18 protein-coding genes are annotated in these 21,331 nt (G+C 60.0%); 10 read left to right on the top strand and 8 right to left on the bottom strand.

All coding sequences use genetic code 11. The features are described 5' to 3' along the window. Positions 1–34 precede the first annotated feature (34 nt). Positions 35–901 carry a pyridoxal kinase PdxY gene (gene pdxY, locus M2401_RS06825; protein ID WP_259100949.1) on the top strand — a complete coding sequence of 289 codons (867 nt, stop codon included), beginning with the start codon at positions 35–37 and terminating at the stop codon, positions 899–901. A gap of 129 nt (positions 902–1,030) precedes the next feature. On the opposite strand, the gene M2401_RS06820 is transcribed toward pdxY, so the two are convergent. After that, positions 1,031–1,516 (bottom strand): acyl-CoA thioesterase, encoded by a 486-nt coding sequence (locus M2401_RS06820; protein ID WP_259100947.1) that lies wholly within the window; start codon positions 1,514–1,516, stop codon positions 1,031–1,033. Between the two features lie 303 nt (positions 1,517–1,819). Between M2401_RS06820 and M2401_RS06815 the strand changes: the two genes are divergently transcribed. Next, positions 1,820–3,583: a cation:proton antiporter gene (locus M2401_RS06815; protein WP_259100945.1), complete on the top strand. Its 1,764-nt coding sequence runs from the start codon at positions 1,820–1,822 to the stop codon at positions 3,581–3,583. Positions 3,584–3,613: 30 nt separating this feature from the next. Here M2401_RS06815 and M2401_RS06810 read toward each other — a convergent pair whose 3' ends face one another. From M2401_RS06810 to uvrD, 3 genes are all read right to left on the bottom strand, one after another. Further along, positions 3,614–4,021: an SMI1/KNR4 family protein gene (locus M2401_RS06810; RefSeq protein WP_259100943.1), complete on the bottom strand. Its 408-nt coding sequence runs from the start codon at positions 4,019–4,021 to the stop codon at positions 3,614–3,616. 131 nt (positions 4,022–4,152) lie between these two features. Further along, positions 4,153–4,998, bottom strand: a complete 846-nt coding sequence (locus M2401_RS06805) for a Tim44 domain-containing protein (RefSeq protein ID WP_259100941.1) — start codon at positions 4,996–4,998, stop codon at positions 4,153–4,155. 355 nt (positions 4,999–5,353) lie between these two features. Further along, on the bottom strand, positions 5,354–7,537 hold the full coding sequence (gene uvrD / locus M2401_RS06800; RefSeq protein ID WP_259100939.1) for a DNA helicase II: 2,184 nt from the start codon (positions 7,535–7,537) through the stop codon (positions 5,354–5,356). Positions 7,538–7,732: 195 nt separating this feature from the next. Here uvrD and M2401_RS06795 point away from each other — a divergent pair, with 195 nt between their 5' ends. From M2401_RS06795 to M2401_RS06785, 3 genes are all read left to right on the top strand, one after another. Next, entirely contained in the window at positions 7,733–10,237 is a 2,505-nt protein-coding gene (locus tag M2401_RS06795; RefSeq protein ID WP_259100937.1) for a bifunctional diguanylate cyclase/phosphodiesterase, read from the top strand. A 159-nt stretch (positions 10,238–10,396) separates the two neighbouring features. Next, complete coding sequence (gene hexR, locus M2401_RS06790) at positions 10,397–11,263, top strand: transcriptional regulator HexR (protein ID WP_259100935.1); 867 nt, start codon at positions 10,397–10,399, stop codon at positions 11,261–11,263. Between the two features lie 104 nt (positions 11,264–11,367). Then, complete coding sequence (locus M2401_RS06785) at positions 11,368–11,595, top strand: PA3496 family putative envelope integrity protein (RefSeq protein ID WP_259100933.1); 228 nt, start codon at positions 11,368–11,370, stop codon at positions 11,593–11,595. On the opposite strand, the gene M2401_RS06780 is transcribed toward M2401_RS06785, so the two are convergent. After that, positions 11,549–12,499, bottom strand: a complete 951-nt coding sequence (locus M2401_RS06780) for a LysR family transcriptional regulator (RefSeq protein WP_259100931.1) — start codon at positions 12,497–12,499, stop codon at positions 11,549–11,551. The two genes, M2401_RS06785 and M2401_RS06780, sit on opposite strands and share 47 nt — an antisense overlap. Before the next feature lie 172 nt (positions 12,500–12,671). Here M2401_RS06780 and M2401_RS06775 point away from each other — a divergent pair, with 172 nt between their 5' ends. The 4 genes from M2401_RS06775 to M2401_RS06760 all read left to right on the top strand — a co-directional run bounded on the left by M2401_RS06775 (position 12,672) and on the right by M2401_RS06760 (position 17,734). Continuing rightward, positions 12,672–14,087, top strand: a complete 1,416-nt coding sequence (locus tag M2401_RS06775; protein WP_259100930.1) for an acetyl-CoA carboxylase biotin carboxylase subunit — start codon at positions 12,672–12,674, stop codon at positions 14,085–14,087. 11 nt (positions 14,088–14,098) lie between these two features. After that, positions 14,099–15,907 (top strand): sodium-extruding oxaloacetate decarboxylase subunit alpha, encoded by a 1,809-nt coding sequence (gene oadA / locus M2401_RS06770; protein WP_259100929.1) that lies wholly within the window; start codon positions 14,099–14,101, stop codon positions 15,905–15,907. Between the two features lie 226 nt (positions 15,908–16,133). Then, positions 16,134–17,459 (top strand): type II toxin-antitoxin system HipA family toxin, encoded by a 1,326-nt coding sequence (locus M2401_RS06765; RefSeq protein WP_259100926.1) that lies wholly within the window; start codon positions 16,134–16,136, stop codon positions 17,457–17,459. Then, positions 17,456–17,734, top strand: coding sequence for a helix-turn-helix transcriptional regulator (locus M2401_RS06760; protein ID WP_259100925.1), 279 nt, complete (start codon positions 17,456–17,458; stop codon positions 17,732–17,734). Before M2401_RS06765 ends, M2401_RS06760 begins: the two co-directional genes overlap by 4 nt. A gap of 130 nt (positions 17,735–17,864) precedes the next feature. On the opposite strand, the gene M2401_RS06755 is transcribed toward M2401_RS06760, so the two are convergent. The 3 genes from M2401_RS06755 to M2401_RS06745 are packed head-to-tail and all read right to left on the bottom strand — an operon-like array spanning position 17,865 to position 19,641. Beyond that, on the bottom strand, positions 17,865–18,542 hold the full coding sequence (locus M2401_RS06755; protein ID WP_259100924.1) for a GNAT family N-acetyltransferase: 678 nt from the start codon (positions 18,540–18,542) through the stop codon (positions 17,865–17,867). 11 nt (positions 18,543–18,553) lie between these two features. Then, positions 18,554–19,000, bottom strand: coding sequence for a GNAT family N-acetyltransferase (locus M2401_RS06750; protein WP_259100923.1), 447 nt, complete (start codon positions 18,998–19,000; stop codon positions 18,554–18,556). A 14-nt stretch (positions 19,001–19,014) separates the two neighbouring features. After that, positions 19,015–19,641, bottom strand: coding sequence for an FMN-binding negative transcriptional regulator (locus M2401_RS06745; protein WP_259100922.1), 627 nt, complete (start codon positions 19,639–19,641; stop codon positions 19,015–19,017). A 90-nt stretch (positions 19,642–19,731) separates the two neighbouring features. On the opposite strand from M2401_RS06745, the gene M2401_RS06740 reads away from it, so the two are divergent. Beyond that, the gene (locus tag M2401_RS06740; RefSeq protein WP_259100921.1) at positions 19,732–21,294 is read left to right on the top strand and encodes a PLP-dependent aminotransferase family protein; all 1,563 of its coding nucleotides are present in this window, start codon (positions 19,732–19,734) and stop codon (positions 21,292–21,294) included. Positions 21,295–21,331 lie beyond the last annotated feature (37 nt).

Raw genomic sequence — 21,331 nt, 5'->3', positions numbered from 1 at the left:
ATGAATGCATTTGCATCGTGTTCAGGACCCCATCATGAAGCGTACGCCCCATTTGCTCGCCATTCAGTCCCATGTGGTTTTCGGTCATGCCGGCAACAGCGCGGCGGTCTTCCCGATGCAGCGCCTGGGGGTGAACGTCTGGCCGCTCAACACGGTGCAATTCTCCAACCACACGCAATACAAGCAATGGACGGGAGAGGTCCTGGCGTCGCAGCAGATACCGGCACTGATCGACGGCATCGCCGCCATTGGCGAGCTGGGCAACTGTGATGCGGTGTTGTCGGGCTATCTGGGCACTGCCGATCAGGGGCGGGCGATCCTTACAGGGGTGGCGCGGATCAAGGCGGCCAATCCCAAGGCGCTGTATCTGTGCGACCCGGTAATGGGCCATCCGGAAAAAGGCTGCATCGTGGCGCCGGAGGTCAGCCGGTTTCTATTGGATGAAGCAGCGGTAGTTGCTGACCTCCTGTGCCCCAACCAGTTGGAGCTGGACAGCTTCGCAGGGCGCAAGCCGACGTCCCTGGCTGATTGCCTGGGCATGGCGCGGGCGTTGTTGGAGCGCGGCCCGAAAGCGATTGTGGTCAAGCACCTGGATTATCCGGGCAAAGAGCCAGATGGTTTCGAGATGTTGTTGGTGACCCCCGAAGGCAGTTGGCACCTGCGCCGGCCTCTGCTGGCCTTTCCTCGTCAGCCGGTGGGTGTCGGCGACCTGACCTCGGGGTTGTTCCTGGCGCGGTTGCTGCTGGGCGATAGCCTGGTCGCAGCGTTCGAGTTCGCCGCATCGGCGGTGCACGAGGTACTGCTGGAAACCCAGGCTTGCGGTAGCTATGAACTGGAGCTGGTCAGGGCTCAGGACCGTATCGCCCATCCGCGGGTACGGTTTGAGGCGGTGCAGTTGTAATTGAGTCAGAGTGAGATTTTGTGGGAGCCGCCTTGGTGGCGATCGAGTGCGAAGCGCTCGCAATGGCATCATTGACTGATTCTCCGCCATCGCCAGCAAGCCGGCTCCCACAACAGCATTCCAACCTGATTACAACGTCTCGTCCTTGATCTCGCGATAGCGCTTTTCCAGTTCCTGGCGGATCTGGCGACGTTGTTGTGCCTGGATGAAGCGGCGCTTGCCTTCGCCGCTTTCCGGCTCCAATGGCGGGACGCTGGCGGGTTTACGCTGGTCGTCAACGGCCACCATGGTGAAGAAGCAGCTGTTGGTATGGCGTACGGAACGCTCGCGAATGTTCTCGGTCACGACCTTGATGCCGACTTCCATGGAGGTGTTGCCGGTGTAGTTCACCGATGCCAGGAAGGTCACCAGTTCACCTACGTGAATGGGCTCGCGGAAAATCACCTGGTCTACCGACAGGGTCACTACGTAGCGGCCGGCATAACGGCTGGCGCAGGCGTAGGCGACTTCATCGAGGTACTTGAGCAGGGTGCCGCCGTGGACGTTGCCAGAGAAGTTGGCCATGTCCGGGGTCATCAATACAGTCATCGACAGCTGGGCGTTTCCGGGTTCCATAGCGTACTCACGATCAAGGCGTTCAAAAGTGGCACCTGTTGACGGTGCTCGCGGATTTGCAGACAACAGATATCGGGACGCTAGCGGGTCGGTTGCCGTCACGCCTGACACACATCTGTTTCCATATATTGCACCGGCTTTTCCCATGAATGTGCAGTGTTAACCTGCGAAAACCCGTGGAACGGGACAATTCCTACATTTAAGTCGGATTTTTCGCAGTTAACAGCCCGATTTACCTTACCCAGCCCGCTGATTGGTCGGACTCAAGGTGCGGCTGAACACTCAGGACAGGGAGCCCTACCCATGCATGCCATCAGTTTTATCCAGGATTTGGCCGTGATCATGCTGGTGGCCGGGGTTGTGACCATTATTTTCCATCGGCTCAAGCAGCCGGTGGTGCTGGGTTATATCGTCGCCGGTTTCCTTATTGGCCCGCATACGCCGCCCGTGGGCCTGATCCACGACGAGCAGACCATCAAAACCCTGGCCGAGCTGGGGGTGATCTTCCTGATGTTCTGTCTGGGACTGGAGTTCAGCCTGCGCAAGTTGTTCAAGGTGGGCGCCACGGCCTTTGTCGCCGCCTTCCTGGAAATTGTCCTGATGATCTGGATCGGCTACGAAATTGGCCGCTTCTTCGACTGGGACACCATGGATTCGCTATTTCTTGGCGCGATCCTGGCGATCTCCTCGACCACCATCATCGTTAAGGCACTCAATGACCTGAAGATGAAAAACCAGCGCTTTGCCCAGCTGATCTTTGGTGTGTTGATCGTTGAAGACATTCTCGGCATCGGCATCATCGCCCTGCTGTCGAGCATTGCGGTGAGTGGCACGGTCAGCTCCGGCGAAGTGTTTTCCACGGTCGGTAAGCTTTCGTTATTCATGATCGTGGCCCTGGTGGTAGGCATCCTGTTGGTGCCACGCCTGCTGGCCTACGTCGCTCGTTTTGAAAGTAATGAGATGCTTTTGGTGACGGTGCTAGGCCTGTGTTTCGGCTTCTGCCTGCTGGTGGTGAAACTCGAATACAGCATGGTGCTGGGCGCGTTTCTAATCGGCGCAATCATGGCTGAATCCCGCCAATTGGTGAAGATTGAGCGCCTGATCGAGCCCGTTCGTGACATGTTCAGCGCGATCTTCTTTGTCGCCATCGGCCTGATGATTGATCCGGGGATTCTCCTCGACTACGCCTGGCCCATTGCTGTGATCACGGTCGCCGTGGTCCTGGGCAAGATGCTGTCCTGCGGCCTGGGAGCGTTTATCGCGGGCAACGACGGGCGAACCTCATTGCGGGTCGGTATGGGGCTGTCACAGATTGGCGAATTTTCCTTCATCATCGCCGCGCTGGGCATGACCTTGCAGGTCACCAGTGATTTCCTCTATCCAGTGGCTGTAGCGGTCTCGGCTATTACCACTTTGCTCACGCCTTATCTGATCCGCGCTGCCGACCCGCTGTCGCACAAGCTGGCCGGCGCCATGCCGGTGCGAGTCGCCAGGGTTTTCAATCTGTACGGAGAGTGGCTGCGCAGTATTCAGCCCCAGGGCGAGGGTGCGTTGCTGGCCTCGATGATTCGCCGGATCCTGCTGCAGGTCGGAGTCAACCTGGCGCTGGTAGTGGCGATTTTCTTCTGTGGCGGGTATTTCGCCGAACGGCTGAGCGTGACGCTTAGCGAGTGGGTCAACGACAGCGGTCTGCAGAAGGCCGTGATCTGTGGCGCGGCGCTGTTGTTATCTCTGCCGTTCCTGATTGCGGCTTATCGCAAGCTCAAGGCGTTATCGATGTTGCTGGCGGAAATGGGGGTCAAGCCGGAAATGGCGGGGCGCCATACGGTGCGGGTACGCAAGGTGATCGCTGAAGTCATCCCGCTGTTGTCGCTACTGGTGATCTTCCTGCTGCTCGCTGCGTTGTCGGCGAGCATTCTGCCGACCAGCGAATTGCTCTTCGTGGTCGTCGCACTGGCCGCTTTGGTCGCGGCTCTGCTCTGGCGCTGGCTCATCCGTGTGCATACACGCATGCAGGTTGCCTTGCTGGAGACTCTGGATAACCACCAGGAGCCGCCCGAGCATTGATTGCCCCGGCGCACTCCGGTGCACCGACGATCAGCTTTCCAGCCAGACGTCGCGGGCCCAGTGCCAGACCGATTCCCAGCTTTCCTCGGTGACCAACTCTTCTTCGCCGGACCACAGCACCACGGTGCCGTCTTCTTCGACGCAGTAGTAGTCCTCACCGTCCTGGCAGATCGGGATCAGCTCGCGAGGCACGCCGATGTCCCAGGCGTTGGCCGCGACTTCAGGCAGATAGGTGTGTGACTGCGGGTCGGTCACTGTTACCGGTTCAAGACTGCCGTAGACCACATCACTGACGGTCAGCAGGAATTCCTTGAAGACGAAGGGGATGTTGATGAACAGCTGTTCTTCGACTTCGACGAGTTGGTCCTCGTCAGGAAGCTCAAGCGGAACCGGCACCGGCTCGTTGGCTTCACGCAATTGTTCAATGACTTCTTCCACGACCTGGATCCTCTAACGTGTTGGCGCGGGTTATACAGTAGCGTAAAGGCTTTCTCAAAATAACTACCCGAACGGATAAAACAAAACCCCGGACAAGTCCGGGGTTCTGATCATGGGTAAAACGTAGTGGTTCAACCGTTCTGGCGGATACCGGCGACCAGCCATGGCTGGTTATCGCCCTGAGCGCGCTCCATGTTCCAGCTTTCGCTGAACACTTCGCCCTGGTCAAAGCGCGAGGTCTTGGAGACGCCGGCGAACGTCAGGGTCGCGATGGTTTTATCGGCGCGATCATCCAGGCCATCCAGTTGCACGGTGAGGTTGTCGATGTAGGTCGACTGGAAGCCATCACCCAGGTCCGCACGTTCCTTGCGCAGGAATTGCAGCATCTGCGGGGTCACGAACTCGGCGATCTTGTCCATTTCGTTGGCGTCCCAGTGCTGTTGCAGGGACTGGAAGTGGTTGCGGGCGGCCTCCAGGAAGCGCTGTTCGTTGAACCAGGCAGGTGCATTGATGACGGGCGCTGCCGAAGATGCGGCGCTGGCGCCGAACATCGAGTTCTGCGCAGGCTGCGGCGCGGCTTCACGCTGATACGGCGCACCGGCACCGGCCATTTCAGGCTGTTGCTTGCGGCGACGCGCAGCGATGAAACGGAAGATCACGAAAGCGATGACCGCCATGATCAGGATGTCGAAGAACTGCATGCCCTGGAAGCCGCCGCCCATGAACATCGAAGCGAGCAGACCACCGGCAGCGAGACCGGCCAATGGGCCCAGCCAGCGGGACGCGCCGCCAGCGGCAGGAGTCGGACGACCGGCAGCGTTAGGCGCGGCTGCAGGCGCGGATGGGGCGGTCTGGCGGGCCTGGTGAGTCGGCGCCGAGCCAATGCTCTTACCGCCGCCGAAGCGTGCTGCGCTGGCGTCCAGGCTCATGGTGAGCCCGATGCACAGCGCCAGAACGATGCTAAGAAAACGTTGCATGAGGGAATTCCCGTTTGTGGATTGCACGTGCGGCATCTTGCATAGCGGACAGGTCGCTGGCTAGCGAGCAAATGTTTCCGGCTTTTGCATAAATTCGCAGATACCCTTTCTATGGGGCTTGTAAGGCAATAGTTAAAGCGCTGTAGGATTTTTCTTTATTTGCTGACAGGAAGCGGACAGCTTCAGCGCGTCAGTGAACATGATGATCCGTTGGCGCGAGCGATGCGGCGACCCGACTTGCCCGCGAATCAGGCGCTGCGGTGCATCAAGTACACCGCGTTATCGTTCTTCGCGGGCGAGCCCGGCTCCTACAAACGTATTTCAATTACGGTATTGCGTGGATGACCGCACTCCGTCAAATCGCAACCAGCTTGGCATACCCCATCATCAGCCACTTGCTGCCTTCGGAGAAGTTGACCTGCACCCGGGCCTGGGCGCCTGCGCCCTCGAAGTTGAGAATCACGCCCTCGCCGAACACGGCGTGTTGCACGCTCTGGCCGATGCTGAACTGGGTTTCCGGGATGCCGGTGCCGTTGAACAGGCTGCTGGTGCTGACTTTCTGAGTGCCACCGAACGGGCGGCTGACACTGTTGGACAGGCGCACTTCCTGAATCAGCGCGGGCGGTACTTCCCGTACGAAACGCGACACCTTGTTGTAGGTCTCGCTGCCATACAGGCGTCGGGTTTCTGCGTAGGTCATGACCAGATGTTGCATGGCCCGGGTGATGCCGACATAGGCCAGGCGTCGTTCCTCTTCAAGACGTCCCGGTTCTTCCAGGCTCATCTTGTGCGGGAACAGCCCCTCTTCCATACCCACCAGGAACACGTAGGGGAACTCCAGGCCCTTGGCGCTGTGCAGGGTCATCAACTGGACGCTGTCTTCGTGCTCGTCGGCCTGGGTATCGCCAGCCTCCAGCGAGGCATGACCGAGGAATGCCGCCAGTGGCGTCAGCTCTTCATCTTCGTCGGAGTTTTCGAAGTTTCGTGCTGCGCTGACCAGTTCCTCAAGGTTTTCTACCCGTGCCTGGCCCTTTTCACCTTTTTCTTCCTGGTGATAGGTGATCAGCCCGGACTGCTCGATGACGGTCTGGGTCATCAGGTGCAACGGCATCTCCATGACCTTGGCCGCAAGGTTTTCGATCAGCTCGACGAAAGCGCCCAGGGCACTGGCGGCGCGGCCGGTCAGGCCTTTATTGGCGATGAGCTGGCGCATGGCTTCCCACATCGACACGTCGGCGTGGCGGGCGTGTTCGCGGATGGCTTCGACGGTTTTCTCGCCGATGCCACGGGCCGGAACGTTAATCACCCGTTCCAGTGCCGAATCGTTGCCGCGACCTTCCAGCAGACGCAGGTAAGCCATGGCGTTCTTGATTTCGGCACGTTCGAAAAAGCGCTGGCCGCCATAGATGCGGTACGGAATGCGCTCGCGCAGCAAGGCTTCTTCAAGCACCCGCGACTGGGCGTTGGAGCGGTACAGGATGGCGATATCGCTGCGCATCAGCCCGGTCTTGATCGCGCTTTCGATGGTTTCCACCACGTAGCGCGCTTCGTCGTGCTCATTGAAGGCGGCGTAAAGGCTGATCAGCTCGCCATCACCGACGTCAGTCCACAGCTCTTTGCCCAAACGACCGCTGTTATTGACGATCAGGCCGTTGGCCGCCTTGAGGATGCTGGCGGTGGAGCGATAGTTCTGCTCCAGGCGGATGACTTCGGTATCAGGGAAGTCTGACGAATACTGGTGAATATTCTCGATCTTCGCCCCGCGCCAGCCATAAATCGACTGGTCGTCATCGCCGACCACCATAAGACTGTCGCCGCCCTGAGCCAGCAGCCGCAACCAGGCGTACTGCACGGCGTTGGTGTCCTGGAATTCGTCGACCAATACATGACGGAAGCGGCGCTGGTAGTGGGCCAGCAGGCCGGGATTGTCGCGCCACAGGTCGAGGGCACGCAGCAGCAGCTCCGAGAAGTCGATCACCCCGGCGCGCTGGCAGGCATTTTCGTAGGCTTCGTAGATGCCGCGCATGGTGGCGAGGAACAGGTCGCCGCCCGCTTGAATGTGTTTCGGGCGCAGCCCTTCGTCTTTCTGGCCGTTGATAAACCACTGGGCCTGTCGGGCTGGCCACTTCTGTTCGTCCAGGCCCAGCTCGCGGATTACCCGCTTGACCAGGCGTTGCTGGTCGTCGCTGTCGAGAATCTGGAAGGTCTGTACCAACCCGGCTTCCTGCCAGTGCGCCCGCAGCAGGCGGTGCGCCAGGCCGTGGAAGGTGCCGACCCACATGCCTGCCGGGCTAATGCCCATCAGTTGCTCGATGCGGTGGCGCATCTCGGCGGCAGCCTTATTGGTGAAGGTCACCGACAGGATCGAGTGGGGCGAGGCCTGTTCGACCTGGATCAACCAGGCGATACGATGCACCAGCACACGAGTCTTGCCGGAGCCGGCACCGGCCAGGACCAACTGACGACCCACGGAGGCTGCTACAGCCTGGCGTTGGGCATCGTTGAGTGAATTAAGCAGAAGGGAGAGGTCATCGCGCATCGACGCATTCTATGGCGCCCGGCTTGGGTCGGCAAACTTAACGTCATACTATCGAGGCCAGTTATCGTATGAGCACAAGTCCCGATTCAACTACTGGCTAATTGATATTTTTATGATGCATGGCAGTTTGGTCTGCTCCGTCGCTTGTGTATGCTCCGTGCACGTTTGAGGCACCACTATTATAAGAACATCACCATGTCATTCAGCTTCAACGCATCCGATGCGCCTGTCACCAGCCGTCGGGCCATACGACAGCAGTTCGCGACCCAACTGGCGGTTGAGCGTACGCGCCTGTTGTATCAAGGCTCGATGCTGCCGACGCTGCTCATGTTCATCAATGGTTTGGTCTGTGCCTGGCTGCTGTGGAGCCCGCAACGCTATCTGATGGTCGGCGTCTGGGTCGGCTGGCTGTCGGCATTGGTATGTCTGCGTGTCAGTCAGGTGGCTGCCTTCACTGCGGCGTCCCCTGAACGCCAGGCCCAGCCGATATGGGGGCGGATGTTCCTGCTCGGTGCCATAGGCAGTGGCCTGACCCTGGCCAGTGCGGCCCTGGCGCTGGTGCCGGTGGAAAACTTCGAGCAACAGGCCTGGGTCTTCGGTCTGATCGGCGCGGCGACGCTGTCGGCCAGCGTCGGTTATGCCGCGAGTATTCCTGCGTTCCTGTCCTTTACCTTGCCCTGCCTGCTGCCACCGGTTCTTTACCTGTTCTGGGGCGGCGATGTACCGATGCGCGGCTGGGGCTGGCTGGGGCTGATCCTGATGCTCGCCTTGCTGGTAGTGGCCTGGCAGGTCAATCGGCTGATTCAGCGCGGGCTGGTGCGACGTTTCCAAAACCAGGCGCTGATCGAATCCTTGCAGCAGGCGCAGATCAAGGGCGACCAGCTCAATACCGAACTAGCGCGGGAAATCGAGCAGCGCCGCCGTGCCGAGCGCGATCTGATCAAGGCTCATGCCGAGCTGGAAGAGCGCGTGGCCCTGCGCACCCGCGAGTTGGAAGAAGCCAACCTGACCCTGAGCAAAAGCCCGCCACGCCTTGCGGCGACGGTGTTCGAGGCGGCCAGTGAAGGCATCGTCATCTTCGACCCTGACTATCGCATTCTGGCGATCAACCAGGCATTCAGTCAGGTCACCGGTTTTACCGAGGAAGAAATGGTCGGGCGCACGGTTACCGATATCGCCAGCAGTCGTGATATCCGCCGCCACTTCGCCGCGATACGCCATTCACTGGACTTGACCGGCAACTGGCAGGGCGAACTGGTCGAGACGCGCAAGAACGGCGAGCTGTATCCGCAGTGGGTTCATCTCAGCGAAGTGCGCGATTCGAGCGGCGAATTGAGCCATATTGTCGGCTTCTTCGCCGATCTATCCGCGCGCCGCGAATCCGAAGAGCGCATGCGCTACCTGACCCATTACGACGAATTGACGGGCCTTGCCAACCGCTCGCTGTTCAAGGAACGCCTGCGCGAAGGCAACCAGCGCGTGCGCCAGGGCGGCAGAAGCCTGGCGTTGCTGCATATCAACCTGGACCGTTTCAAGCTGCTCAATGACAGCCTGGGACACGAAGTTGCCGACCAATTGCTGCGTCATGTTGCGCGGCGCCTGGGCAGTGCGATGCCCGAGGCCGATACCATTGCCCGCTTGTCCGGCGATGAGTTCGCCGTGCTGTTCGACGCCTATGCCAACCTGTCGAGCCTGGCCCGGGTCACCAGTCGGCTGCTGGCCAAGTTGCGCACGCCGATCTCGATTGCCGGGCATGAGCTGGTTATCAGTGCTTCGGTGGGCATCAGCCTGTTACCGGATTCGGCCCGTGAAATCTCGGCGCTGGTCAGCCAGTCGAACATGGCGATGCAGCACGCCAAGCATTTGGGCGGCAATAATTTCCAGTTCTACACCGAGAGCCTGCAAGCCAGCACTCTGGAACGTCTGCAACTGGAGATCCAACTGCGCAAGGCGATCGACGAGCAGCAACTGGAGGTTTTCTATCAACCCAAGCTGTGCCTCGCCACCGGGCGTATCGAAGCCGCCGAGGCGTTGGTGCGCTGGCGCCATCCGAGTCTGGGCATGGTGCCACCGGGGGACTTTATCGGTCTGGCCGAAGAGACCGGCCTGATCGGTGCCATTGGCGAGTTCGTCCTGCGCAAGGCCTGTTGGCAGGCGTGTGAGTGGCAACGTCAGGGCATGCGGCCGATCCGCGTGTCGGTCAACCTGTCGGTGCATCAGTTGCGCCAGGGCAAGCTGGTCAGTCTGGTGCGCCAGGTGTTGGAAGAAACCGGCCTGAAGGCTGACTGGCTGGAACTGGAGCTTACTGAAAGCCAGTTACTGGACAGCGTCGAGCACATCATCGCGACCTTCCAGCAGTTGCATGAGCTGGGCGTGCAATTGGCCATCGACGATTTTGGGACCGGCTATTCTTCCCTGAGTTACCTCAAGCGCTTCCCGGTGGACTACGTGAAGATCGACCAGGCTTTCATTCGCGGGCTGGGCGAGGGCAGCGAGGATGCGGCGATCACCCGCGCCATTATCGCCATGGCCCACAGTCTTGGTTTGAAGGTAGTGGCGGAGGGAGTCGAGGACAAGGAGCAACTGGCGTTCCTCAAGGAGCATCGGTGCGATGAGGTGCAGGGTTATCTGATCAGTCGGCCGATTGATGCCGAGGCTTTGGCGGCGCTGCTGCGAGCGCACAAGGAAACTGATTACTGATCTGTAGGTACCCCGTATCGACAGGCCGGCTTTCTCAAAAACGCCGCACGGATGCAGGGCCAGGCTCGTTTAACTGTGCGGGCCGCAGCTCATGTAGTATAACTACAAGAAAGCTACAACAATCCGGCCCAAGACGGCCCTCTTTGTCGAGTCAGTCCTTTGAATCTGCTGCAACACATCGCCCAGTCACGCCATCTGTTACGCAAATCGGAGCTCAAGGTTGCCGATCACGTGCTGCTTGACCCTGCGGCCGTCATGCACAGTTCCATGGCCGATCTGGCACACAGCGTAGGTATCAGCGAGCCGACCATTGTGCGTTTCTGTCGCGCAATCGGTTGCACCGGTTTTCAGGACCTTAAGCTTAAACTGGCCCAGAGCCTGGCCGCCGGTGCCAGCTTCGGTCAGTTCGCGATCCACGAAGATGACTCTGTCGCCGACTACAGCCTGAAAATTTTCGATACAACTCTGCACACCCTGATGGAAGTGCGCGAGAACCTTGACCCTCACGCCTTGCAGATGGCGGTCTCGGCCATGGCCACTGCGCAGCGGGTCGAGTTCTATGGTTTTGGTGCCTCCGGTGCCGTGGCAGCAGATGCCCAGCACAAGTTCTTCCGCCTGCTGCTCAGCGCGGCGGCCTATTCCGATCCGCATATGCAGGCGATGTCGGCTGTGACCCTCAAGCCCACCGACGTTGCGGTCTGTATTTCGCAGTCGGGGCGCTCCAAGGACTTGCTGATCACCGCCAACCTGGTTCGTGAAAGCGGCGCCAACCTGATCACCCTGTGCCCGAGCCAGACACCGCTGGCCGAGCTGTCGACGGTCAACCTCGCTATCGACGTGCACGAAGACACCGAGATATATACCCCGCTGACCTCGCGTATCGCCCATCTGGTTGTGATCGACGTGCTGGCCATGGGCGTTGCCATGGCGCGCGGGCCGAGCCTGGTCAATCACCTAAAGAGCGTCAAGCGCAGCCTTCGCAGCCTGCGTCTGTCGCCCAAGTCGATCAAGGCCCACGAAGACTGAGTGTGACCTGTCGCCAGCCTTCACCAACTTGTCATGCTTTCGCCGCCTGATCGTCATTGCGCGAGGCCACTCTGTACTCCCGCACACGGATTGGGAGACAGGATATGCCTCGGCACTACGATGACTCGCAACAGAACAGCACTGCCAAGACTCGCCGCCAGCAGGAAGACCAGCGTCGCATGGCCTTTCGGCGAGCGATTGAAAGCTACTCGGAAGAACGCCGCCTGAATCAGGAACTGGCCGGTTACGGCGCTGACGATATGTCGGCCAACTTCTGGCAGGCAGTCACGCCCGCGGAAGGCGCCCGTCGAAACGCTCGACAAGCTGGCTGATCTGCGTACGTTCGCTGCGGATAAACGCCAGAAAGGCATGGGCGACCGGCGACAGCCGCTTGGCCTGGCCTTGCACTACGCACCAGCTGCGATACAACGGCAACTCGGTCACCGGTAGCTCCTTTAGGGTGCCGGTGGCCAGTTCCAGGCTCAGAGCGTGGCGCGTCAGCACGGCGATCCCCAGGCCAGCCACTACGCATTCGCGCTGCGCTTCTGCCGAAGACACCTCCATGGTCTGGGCAAAGTGTACTCGCTTGTCCTTGAAGTACTCCTCACACGCTTTGCGCGTGCCCGAGCCCGGCTCGCGGATCACCAGGGAGTAGGGTTCCAGATCCTTCAGGCTCAATTGTTCCATCGCGCTCAACGGGTGATCGGCCCGGGCCACGGCGACGATCGGGTTGTTCAGGAACGGCAGGAACTCCAGGCCCATGTCCTGGGGCACCATGGTCATGACCACCAAATCATCACGATTATCGGAAAGGCGCTTGATGACCTGGGCCCTGTTGACTACCGTCAGATTCAGCATCACCTCCGGATAACGCTGCTTGAAGGCGGCAAACAGGTGCGGCATGAAGTATTTGCAGCTGGATTCGATGGCCAGCTTCAACTGCCCTTGCAGCGAACCCTGCATGTCCGAGAGCTGCATATCGAGGTTTTCCAGGCGCCCGAAAATGTCGCGACTGGCCTTTTGCAAAGCCTCGGCGGCCTCGGTCAGGTACAACTTCTTACCGACGTATTCGAACAAAGGCTGGCCGACCAGCTCTTCCAACTGACGAATCTGCAAGCTGACAGCCGGTTGCGTGAGGGACATTTCCTCGGCAGCACGGCTGTAGGAGCGAAGGTCGCAGACCTCGTTGAAAATTCGCAGCTGACGTAATGTCATACGCATCAATGACTTACGCATTTTTATAGACCCCTGCCAATAGCTGAAGTGATGACTATAAGGTTTTACTTATGGTTCACCCAACTTTAACTCATTTTTGTTAATCCCTGATCCGGCATAGGGTGGCTTCGCAACAACTTGTCATAGCTTGCCGCTGTGCTGGTTCGTCTGTTCAACGGTCGAGGACATACTCGTGATAACAAAAATCCTGATCGCCAACCGCGGTGAAATTGCTGTCCGGATCGTGCGCGCCTGCGCCGAAATGGGCATCCGCTCGGTAGCGATCTATTCCGACGCTGATCGGCACGCCCTGCATGTGAAGCGGGCGGATGAGGCCCACAGCATTGGTGCCGAACCCCTCGCCGGTTACCTCAATCCACGCAAGCTGGTGAACCTGGCCGTCGAAACCGGTTGCGATGCCCTGCACCCTGGCTACGGTTTTCTGTCGGAAAATGCCGAACTTGCAGACATCTGCGCCGAACGTGGGATCAAGTTCATCGGTCCGTCCGCTGAAGTCATTCGCCGCATGGGCGACAAGACCGAAGCGCGCCGCAGCATGATCAAGGCCGGTGTGCCGGTCACGCCGGGCACTGAGGGCAACGTGGCCGATATCCACGAGGCCCTGCTGGAAGGCGATCGCATTGGTTATCCGGTGATGCTCAAGGCCACCTCCGGTGGCGGCGGGCGCGGTATCCGTCGTTGCAACAGCCGTGAGGAACTGGAACAGGCGTTCCCCCGGGTGATCTCCGAAGCGACCAAGGCCTTTGGTTCGGCGGAAGTCTTCCTGGAAAAATGCATCGTCAATCCCAAGCACATCGAGGCGCAGATTCTCGGTGACAGCTTCGGCAACGTCGTGCACTTGTTCGAGCGCGACTGCTCGATTCAGCGCCGCAACCAGAAACTCATCGAAATCGCTCCAAGCCCGCAACTGACCCCGGAACAGCGCGCCTATATCGGCGACCTGTCGGTGCGTGCGGCCAAGGCCGTGGGCTACGAGAACGCCGGCACCGTGGAGTTCCTGCTCGCCGAGGGCGAGGTGTACTTCATGGAGATGAACACCCGAGTGCAGGTGGAGCACACCATCACCGAAGAAATCACCGGCATCGACATTGTTCGCGAGCAGATCCGCATCGCCTCCGGCCTGCCGCTCTCGGTCAAGCAGGAAGACATTATTCACCGTGGTTTCGCGTTGCAGTTCCGCATCAACGCCGAAGACCCGAAGAACAACTTCCTGCCCAGCTTCGGCAAGATCACCCGGTACTACGCCCCCGGCGGCCCTGGCGTGCGCACCGACACGGCGATCTACACCGGCTACACCATTCCGCCGTACTACGACTCGATGTGCCTGAAGCTGATCGTCTGGGCGCTGACTTGGGAAGAGGCCATGGACCGCGGCTTGCGTGCTTTGGACGACATGCGTCTGCAAGGGGTCAAGACCACTGCGGCGTACTACCAGGAAATCCTGCGTAACCCGGAATTCCGTAGCGGCCAGTTCAACACCAGCTTCGTCGAAGCCCACCCTGAACTGACCAACTACTCGATCAAGCGCAAACCCGAAGAGCTGGCCTTGGCCATCGCCGCTGCTATCGCCGCCCACGCGGGCCTGTGAGGAATAGAACAATGAGCAAGAAAATCTTCGTCACCGATACCATTCTGCGTGACGCCCACCAGTCGCTGCTGGCCACCCGCATGCGCACTGAAGACATGCTGCCGATCTGCGACAAGCTCGACAAGGTCGGCTACTGGTCCCTGGAAGTCTGGGGCGGCGCCACTTTCGACGCCTGCGTACGCTTCCTCAAGGAAGACCCGTGGGAGCGTCTGCGCCAACTGCGTGCCGCCCTGCCTAACACCCGTCTGCAGATGCTCTTGCGCGGGCAGAACCTGCTGGGTTATCGCCATTACAGCGATGACGTGGTCAAGGCCTTCGTGGCCAAGGCGGCGGACAACGGTATCGACGTGTTCCGCATCTTCGACGCCATGAACGACGTGCGTAACCTGCGCGTGGCTATTGAAGCGGTGAAGGCCGCTGGCAAGCACGCTCAGGGCACTATCGCTTACACCACCAGCCCGGTGCACACCATCGAGGCGTTCGTGGCCCAGGCCAAGGAAATGGAAGCCATGGGTTGCGACTCGGTGGCAATCAAGGACATGGCCGGTCTGCTGACTCCATACGCTACTGGCGAACTGGTCAAGGCGCTGAAGGCCGAGCAGTCCCTGCCGATCTTCATCCACTCCCATGACACCGCTGGCCTTGCCGCCATGTGCCAGCTCAAGGCCGTCGAAAACGGTGCCAGCCACATCGACACCGCCATCTCCAGCTTCGCTTGGGGCACCAGCCATCCGGGCACCGAGTCCATGGTCGCGGCGCTCAAGGGCAGCGAGTTCGACACCGGTCTGGACCTGGAGTTGTTGCAGGAAATCGGTCTGTATTTCTACGCCGTGCGTAAGAAGTATCACCAGTTCGAGAGCGAATTCACTGCGGTCGATACCCGTGTTCAGGTCAACCAGGTGCCGGGCGGGATGATTTCCAACCTCGCCAACCAGCTCAAGGAACAGGGCGCCCTGAACCGCATGAGCGAAGTGCTGGCTGAGATCCCGCGCGTGCGCAAGGACCTGGGCTACCCACCGTTGGTGACCCCGACCTCGCAGATCGTCGGCACTCAGGCGTTCTTTAACGTACTGGCCGGTGAGCGTTACAAGACCATCACCAATGAAGTGAAGCTGTACCTGCAAGGCGGCTACGGCAAGGCACCGGGTGTGGTCGATGAAAAACTGCGTCGCCAGGCCATCGGCAACGAAGAGCTGATCGACGTGCGTCCGGCCGACCTGCTCAAGCCGGAAATGACCAAGCTTCGCGCTGACATTGGCACCCTGGCAGCGTCCGAAGAGGACGTGCTGACCTTCGCCATGTTCCCGGACATTGGCCGCAAGTTCCTCGAAGAACGCGCCGCCGGCACCCTGGCGCCTGAAGCCCTGCTGCCAATCCCGGAAGCGGGCGGCGTAGCCAAGGCGGGTGGCGAGGGCGTGCCGACTGAGTTCGTCATCGACGTACACGGCGAAAGCTATCGCGTGGATATCACCGGCGTCGGCGTCAAGGCCGGTGGCAAGCGTCACTTCTACCTGTCCATCGACGGTATGCCGGAAGAAGTGGTGTTCGAACCGCTCAACGAATTCGTCGGCGGCGGCGCCAGCAAGCGCAACCAGGCCACCGGCCCCGGCCACGTCAGCACCACCATGCCGGGCAACATCGTCGACGTGCTGGTCAAGGAAGGCGACATGGTCAAGGCCGGCCAGGCCGTACTGATCACCGAAGCCATGAAGATGGAAACCGAAGTCCAGGCCTCCATCGCCGGCAAAGTCGTCGCCATTCACGTCGCCAAGGGCGATCGGGTCAATCCGGGCGAGATCCTGATTGAGATTGAAGGCTGATATCGCCTTCGACAAACCCGCTAACGATTAACCTCTTGGGGAGCCTTGGCTCCCTCTTTTTTTGCCCGTTGAAACGGAGCTGCATTTAATTGCAGACATAACGACGCTCTTCGCCTTTAAATGCATTAAATTGCATATTCTCCAGGCATTTAAGTCGTGGAATGCACTATAGTGCAGATAGATGCGGCTCCGCCGACTGTAAATTGCAATATATTGCAGGTCGAACATGCATAACCTGACGCTTCAAGTGTATGGGGCGGGGATCTGGCAAGATGCTATGACCCTGGCTTTTACCGAGCCTTTGCAAGGCTTGCTCAGCCCTTGCCGGCTCGCCTATAAATCAGCTTATGTCCACGCCAATGTGGACGCCTATCAAAGCTCGTTCGCTCAGGCGGTGAGCGCTCGCCTGCCCGTGGATTTCGACTCGTTATCGTCGCGCGAGGCGCCGGCTTTTCTGCAGGATATTGCACCGTCGGGCGCTGCAAGGCGTTTTCTGATTGCCCATATCGGTCGGGAAAAACCCGAGGGCTTGAGCGATGACCTGTATTTGCTGGGGCGCAGTACACCGGCCCCCATCGGCAATCTGCGGATCAAGGAATCGGTAGAGGCGCTGAATCAGGATGAGCCCCTGGGGTTCACGCGTCAGGACGTGGTCAGTCGCGATCAGCACTTTCTTGAATATGCTTACGAACAAGGCGCCGCCATTGGCGGGGCAACGGGCGCTGGCGGTGAGGCGCCCAAGCTGTTGATGACCCAAGGCGTCGACGGTCTGTTGTACCCGGATGCGATATTGCCCGATGAGCAAGCCCGCCAGCACTGGTTTATCAAGTTTGCCCGCAACCAGGCACTGAGCAACGATCAGGACATCCTGCGCAGCGAGCATCTGTACTACAAGGCACTGCAACAGCTGGGTATCGAGACAGTCGCTAGCGCTGATCTGGCCCTGGAAGAAGCCAACAAGCCGAGCCTGTGGATGAAACGCTTTGATCGCCAGGTGTCGGCACAAGGTGTCGAGCGCTTGGCGGTGGAGTCGATCTACTCATTGGCCGGTGTAACGGTGCCGGGTAGCCGCATGGATCACGTGGAGGTCATCAACCTGTTGACCCGGCTATGGATTGAGGCCGGTCAACGGGTGGAAATTCCTGGGCTGGTGGCCGAATACCTGCGACGTGACCTGATCAACCTGATACTGGGCAACTCGGACAATCACGGGCGTAATACCGCCATTATCCGTACCTCCAACGCCTATCGGCTGGCGCCGATCTATGACCTCGCGCCAATGGTCATGGATGACGAAGGTGTGACTCGTACTACCAAGTGGCCAAGTGCGGTCGAGCGGGCAGGGCATGTCGATTGGCGTGCTGCCTGCGAGGCGCTGGCTGATATTGTTGATCCGCAGGATGCTTTCGATCGCCTGCGCCAGGACGCCCAGCAGTTGCGGGCCTTGCCTGACCTGTTGAGCGACTACGGCTTGCCACTGGTCACCTTCAATCATCCAGCCATCGCTCTGGGCAAGCTTGCGCAACGGCTGACTGCCTGGGGGCTGCAATGACACTCTCCATCGACGCCCGCGCCCTGTTGATCGAAGGCGTGCAGCAAGGCATTGCCGAGGGTAGCCTGGAGATCGGCGAGGCGGTCAAGCGCCTGCGGGTCGAGGGTGCGAAGCTGCATCAGAGCCAATACGCGCGGATGTGCAAAATCTCGGTACGCACGCTGATCCAGATCGAGCAGGGCGAGGGCAACCCGACATTGAAGTCGTTGAATGCGGTGTTCCGGCCCTTTGGTTTGCAGATGGGGGTGGTGAGGCGGCAGCGGCAGATCAACTGACCGTTGCACGTGTATGAATTGGAATGAGATTTGTGGGAGCCGGCTTGCTGGCGATGGCGTCAGGTCAGGCAATGAAAATGTCGCCTGTCACACCGCTATCGCCAGCAAGCCGGCTCCCACAGGGTTAGCATCAAGCCGACTCGCGGCACTCTTCCAGAGTTCTCACTTGGCCATCCGGCTGTTGGTTGTCCGCCGCCAGCCAGCGTTCGAAACCAGCGGCAATCGTCGGCCATTCGCTGTCCAGGATCGAATACCAGGCCGTGTCGCGGTTCACGCCCTTGACCACCATGTGCTGGCGGAAAATGCCTTCGAAGCTAAAGCCGAAACGCTCCGCAGCGCGCTTGGAGCGGGCGTTGTTGCCGTTGCATTTCCACTCCAGGCGACGGTTGCCCAAGGCGAACGAGGCCTTGCCCAGCAGGTAGATCGCCTCGGTGCCCTTGGGGGTGCGCTGCATGGCAGCGCCGAAGGTGACGTGGCCGATTTCGATACGGCCGTGTGCCGGGACGATGGACATCAGGCTGATGATGCCTTCGCACTTGCCGCTGACCTGATCGATCACGCTGTAGAACCACGGGTCGGTGTCCACCGCATGCCTGGCCAGCCAGGCATCGAAGTCGCTGCGCTGTGGGAAAGGCCCGTAAGGCAGGTAGTCCCAGAGCTTGCGATCCGAGTCCGGGCCTTCCAGTGCCTGCCACAAGTCATCGCCGTGACGCGCCGGGTCGAGTTTTTCCAGGCGGATAAAGCGCCCTTGCAGGGTCTGGCTGTCGGGGAGTTGGGCGGGCTGCCAATGCAATTCGGTATTCGACATCGGTGGATTTCCTAGAGCATTTTGCGGAATTGGATATAGCCGGGGCGCTCGGCGATGCGTTCGTACAACTGGATGGCCGTGGCGTTGGTCTCGTGGGTCAGCCAGTGCACCTTGTCGCAGTTGTTGGCCTTGGCCGTCACGTAGACGTGTTCGATCAGCAGGCGGCCGACGCCGGTGCCGCGCTGGTCCGGGGCGACAATCAGGTCCTGAAGATAGCAGGCATTCTTGATGCTCCAGTTGGAGCGATGATAGATGAAGTGCACCATGCCGATGGCCTTGCCGTCCTGCCAGGCCAGGGCACCGTTGGTGGTTTCGCTCGGGTCGAGCAAACGCTGCCAGGTGCTGGCGCAGACTTCGTCGCTCAGCTCGGTCTTGTAGAATCGCAGGTACGCCTGCCACAGCGGCAGCCAGGCAGCGTGATCCTGTTCGGTAACGGGGCGAATCTGAACATCGGACACAGTGATTCTCCTTCCTATGTGTTCATCAATTTGGCGAGTTCAAGGTCGCGGGCATCGGCCGTGGCGATCAGGCCTGCGCGCACACCGGCAATGTCCTCAGCGCTGCGGTTCTGGCTGAACTTGCGCTTGCCTTCCAGGCTGCTGATCGGCAAGGCGAAGCCGACGATGGCACTGAGCATCTTGTCGATGTACTCGGCTGGCGCATCCGCTACCGCCCAAGGCTGCGCGCGGCTGCCTTCGTGTTTGTCGGTCAGGGCGCTGACCAGATTGAGCAGGCGCCCGGCGTCGGTGAAAACATCGGCGCGGCCATAGGCGTGCACCGCCTGGTAATTCCAGGTTGGCACCACTTTGCCATGCTCGGCCTTGCTCGGATAAAACCCCGGGCTGACGTAGGCGTCGGCACCGGCAAAGATCACCATGGCTTCGGCGCGGGTCTGCAAGGTTTGCCATTGCGGATTGGCCTTGGCCATGTGGCCGTAGAGCGTGCCGAACGGCCCTTGTTCGGGGCTGAACAACAGCGGTAGATGCGAGGCCTGTATGCCGTTTTCGTCATGGGTGACCAGAATTGCCAGGCGCGTCTGTTCGATCAGGCCGTGCAGGCTGGCAAGTTCTTCATCGTTGAAGGCACTGGGTGTGTACATGAAATTATTCCTTGGCGAATGAGTGAATCCTAGGCAGCCTATTGGTTCGATGTAAGAACCATTAAGAGCCAATTTGATAGGGCCAATTTCATGCCTGAACAGCCGCCGTCATTTCCTTTCAACCTGGCCGGGATCGAGCTGGACCGCCGCCAGGGCCTGAGCCGCCAGCTGTATCAGGCGCTGCGCCTGCGTATTCTCGATGGACGCTTGAGCAGCGGCACGCGCCTGCCCGCGAGTCGCGACCTGGCCGAGTCGCTGTCGATCTCGCGCAACAGCGTGATGCGCGCCTATGACCAGTTGTACGCCGAGGGTTTTACCGATGGTCGCATCGGTGATGGCACCTATGTCGCGCAATTACCGAGTCGGCAGATGGCGTTGGAAAAAGCTTCGCCGAAAAAACTATCCACAAAAGTGTCCACAGGGTTATCACCAGGCTTACCCACAGGGTTATCCACAAAATCGCCGGAAATACCTGGCATTTCATCCAGTGAAGTTATCCACAGTCCGGCGCTGGAATTGCTGCACAAGCACCATCTGAACCCTCCACTGGGTGGGCCGCCCAAGGCGTTTCGGGTGGGTGTGCCTGCATTCGATCTATTCCCATTTGCCGTGTGGGGCAAGCTGCACGCGGCTTTCTGGCGAAAACCGGACCTGCATCTGCTGGGGTATGGTGAGGCGGCAGGAGATGCACGTCTGCGCGAGCTGATTGCCGTTTATTTGCGCAGTTCGCGCGGGCTGACCTGCACGGCTGAGCAAATTGTGATCACCAGTGGTGCGCAGCAGGCCATCAGCCTTTGTGCACAGTTGCTGGTGCAGGCCGGAGACGGGGTGGCTGTGGAAAACCCAGGCTACAGGGCAGCGGGTCATGCGTTCGCCATCGCCGGGGCCAGGCTGCAGGGCATCACGGTGGATGAAGAGGGCATGCAGAGCGCGGAACTGGCACGCAGCGACTGCAAAATGGCCTACGTGACGCCTTCGCATCAGTACCCCACCGGCGTGGTCATGAGCCTGGCCCGGCGCCTCGACCTGCTGGCCTGGGCCGAACGCACCAAGGGCTGGATCGTCGAAGACGATTACGACGGCGAATACCGCTATAGCGGCGCGCCATTGGCACCTTTGGCGGCGCTGGATCGGCACGGTCGAGTGCTGTATGTCGGCACTTTCGGCAAGATCGCCTTTCCGGCGCTGCGCCTGGGTTATCTGGTTTTACCTGAGAGGTTGGTCAAGCCGTTCAGTCAGCGTCGCGCCGTCGACATGCGCCATTCCGAAATCGGTACGCAACGAGTGATGGCCGAGTTCATTGCCAAGGGCCATTTCCAGCGGCATATCCGTCGCATGCGGCGGGCCGCGTTGAGCCGCCGCAATGCCTTGCTGGCCGGATGGCCTGCGGATATTCGCGGTTGTGAAGTGATGCCCAAGGTGGTGGCGGGGCTGCACTGCGCGATGCGGGTCGAGAGCCTGGCGAGGGAACAGGAGCTGGTGGCCAAGGCGAGGGATGTGGGAGTAGAGATCAGTGCCCTGAGCGATTATTGGCTGCCCGATTCCAGCGAGCCTGTGGATAACCGCGCCGGGCTGGTGCTGGGGTTTGCGGCGGTGCCCGAAGCGGAGATTGCCCTGGCGTTGGCCAGGCTGAAAGAGGCCTGGCGCGATTGATCTGCCTCTGTAGGAGCTGCCGAAGGCTGCGAATGGG

Origin of the sequence: Pseudomonas sp. JUb42, from assembly GCF_024807945.1 — a bacterium.
Lineage (GTDB): Bacteria > Pseudomonadota > Gammaproteobacteria > Pseudomonadales > Pseudomonadaceae > Aquipseudomonas.
The sequence above is the reverse complement of the archived record's forward strand: the minus strand, read 5'-3'. Positions and strand labels throughout refer to the sequence as shown.